The 2,545-nt window shown below is 56.7% G+C and carries 3 protein-coding genes; 1 reads left to right on the top strand and 2 read right to left on the bottom strand.

Annotation, left to right across the window (positions count from 1 at the left end; genetic code table 11):
• Positions 1-128 precede the first annotated feature (128 nt).
• Positions 129-452: a cell division protein ZapA gene (locus V7680_RS01055; protein WP_335651426.1), complete on the bottom strand. Its 324-nt coding sequence runs from the start codon at positions 450-452 to the stop codon at positions 129-131.
• A gap of 1 nt (position 453) precedes the next feature.
• Positions 454-642, bottom strand: coding sequence for a hypothetical protein (locus V7680_RS01050; protein ID WP_335651425.1), 189 nt, complete (start codon positions 640-642; stop codon positions 454-456).
• A gap of 200 nt (positions 643-842) precedes the next feature.
• Here V7680_RS01050 and tkt point away from each other — a divergent pair.
• On the top strand, positions 843-2,545 hold a 1,703-nt coding region (tkt, locus tag V7680_RS01045), incomplete at its 3' end, for a transketolase (protein ID WP_335651430.1).

The raw sequence follows: 2,545 nt of genomic DNA, 5'->3' as shown, positions 1-2,545 counted from the left end.
CCGACTGCAAAACAGTCCGCAATCCGTACAGGGACAGCTCCCTAGGAAGTTATATCGCCTCAGGGATGTTCGTATCAAGCTCGTGCCAGACAGTACCCGTCAGGTCTTATCTAGGCGCGATAGGGGCGTTACTCAAGGCTATTTGCCAGTTGCTCTGTACGATCGGCCAGTTTCTCCAGCGCGGCGACAATCTGGTTATCTACCGGGCTCGGCGGTGAGGTGTCGCTGTCTGCAGCCGGTTGGGCGGGAGCAGCCTGCGCGTTGTGCAGTTCATCGGCCAGTTGCAGCGCGGAATAAAGCAGCATGCGGCTTTCGGTCAATCCGGCTGGGTCGCCGGATTCCCGGGCCTTGCCATCGACCATATCGGCCAATTTGGACAGATGTGCTTCTTCCCCGTCCTGGCAGGTTACCGTGAATGAGCGACCGCCAATTTCCAGTTTCATTTGTGCCATGTCAGTTTTCCTGTCGCCCGATCAGGCTATCTATCGTCTCGATCGCCTGTTTCATTTCCGATTTCAGCGCTTCGTGGCGTGCTTTCAGCGCCGGATCGATTTCCGACTGCATCGTGCTTTTTGCCGATTCTATCCGGCTTAACGCGCGTTCAATCCGCCCGATGGCGAGGATGACGGGTTCATTGTCCATGAGCATTTTCCAAAGCTTGCTTCCAACAGGTAAGTTTCTGTCTTTCCTTGCTATCAATCTATTCCGTCGCCGTAAACACAAGATCGGGAAAAGCGGTCCTTGACGGCGCCCTGTTGGATCATCAAAGGAAGAGGCAAAATAGCGACTCGCAGCATCTTGCTGCACTTACACACGCGCCAATCCAGGGGATTATACCAGCTATGACCGTTACCGAAAAAAACATGGCAAACGCCATAAGAGCGCTCGCCATGGATGCGGTGCAAGCGGCTAATAGCGGCCACCCGGGGATGCCGATGGGCATGGCGGATGTCGCCACCGTCCTGTTTAGCGATTTTCTGAAATATGACCCGCAGGCACCGAAGTGGGCGGATCGCGACCGTTTTGTATTATCCGCAGGTCATGGCTCAATGCTGATCTATTCCTTGCTCCATCTCACCGGCTATGCCCGGCCGACATTGGAAGATATCAAGGGTTTCCGTCAGCTTAGCTCCCCCTGTGCCGGACATCCCGAAAATTTCAAGCTGGAGGGCGTGGAAACGACCACCGGCCCGCTGGGGCAGGGCTTCGCCACCGCCGTGGGCATGGCGATTGCCGAGCGGCATCTAAACGCGGTGTTCGGCGATGATCTGGTGGATCACAAGACCTGGGTAATCGCCGGTGACGGTTGCCTGATGGAGGGAATCAACCACGAAGCGGTTGGTCTCGGCGGGCATCTTGGCCTTGGAAGACTTAATGTTCTTTGGGATGATAATGGTATAACTATCGATGGTGGAACGGAATTGTCTACTAGCGAAGATATTCCTGCACGTTATCGCGCGTCCGGTTGGCACGTCGTTTCCTGCGATGGCCATGACTTTGACGATATCCGCAAGGCACTAAGCGAAGCAGAAGCGGATCCCCGGCCATCGCTGATCGCCTGCAAGACAGTCATCGGCTATGGCGCTCCGACCAAGCAGGGCACTTCGGCAACCCATGGGGCTCCACTCGGTGATGAAGAGATTGCCGGTACACGTGAAGCTCTGGGCTGGGAACATAAACCCTTTATTATTCCGGAAGATATCCTGACGTCGTGGCGTCAATTGGGCGCTAAAGGTGCCACTGCGCGGGCCGATTGGGAAGGCCGATTGAGTGGCCATGCTCAAGCAGGCGAATTCACTCGACGCATGGCCGGCGAACTGCCGGACGGTAGCGCGATGCAGGACTATCTCGCCGGTCTGGCGAAGGATCCACCGAAATGGGCGACGCGCAAGGCTTCCGAAATGGCTCTGGGCGCGATCACCGCGGCTTTGCCGGAGATGATCGGTGGCAGTGCCGACCTCACTGGTTCAAACAATACCAAAACTCCTTCCACCAAACCTTTGACAAAAGACGATTATTCTGGCCGCTATATCTATTATGGCATCCGCGAATTCGGCATGGCGGCGGCGATGAACGGGATGGCGCTGCACGGCGGGATCATCCCTTATGGCGGGACATTCCTGGTGTTCACTGATTATTGTCGCGGTGCGATGCGGCTTTCCGCGATCCAGAACACGCGGGCCATTTATGTCATGACCCATGACAGCATCGGTCTTGGCGAGGATGGTCCGACCCATCAGCCGATCGAACATGTCCAGAGCCTGCGTTTGATGCCGAATATGCATGTTTACCGGCCCGCCGATGCAATCGAGACAGCAGAGTGCTGGGCGTTGGCTATCAAGCGCTCCGACGGCCCTTCGACCCTAGCGCTGACCCGCCAGGGGCTTCCGCCGCTGCGTGATGACGTCAGTGTAAATCTCTGTGAAAAAGGCGCTTATCGCCTGAAGGCTGCTGAAGCTGACAAACGCGTGGTGCTAGTTGCCACGGGTTCTGAAGTGTCGTTGGCGATGGACGTCGCAGCCAAGCTGGAAGCCGCCGGTGTTGG

Origin of the sequence: Parasphingorhabdus sp., assembly GCF_036963705.1 — a bacterium.
Classification (GTDB): Bacteria; Pseudomonadota; Alphaproteobacteria; order Sphingomonadales; family Sphingomonadaceae; genus Parasphingorhabdus.
Note: the sequence above shows the minus strand (reverse complement) of the source record. Positions and strands in the feature narration are given on the sequence as shown.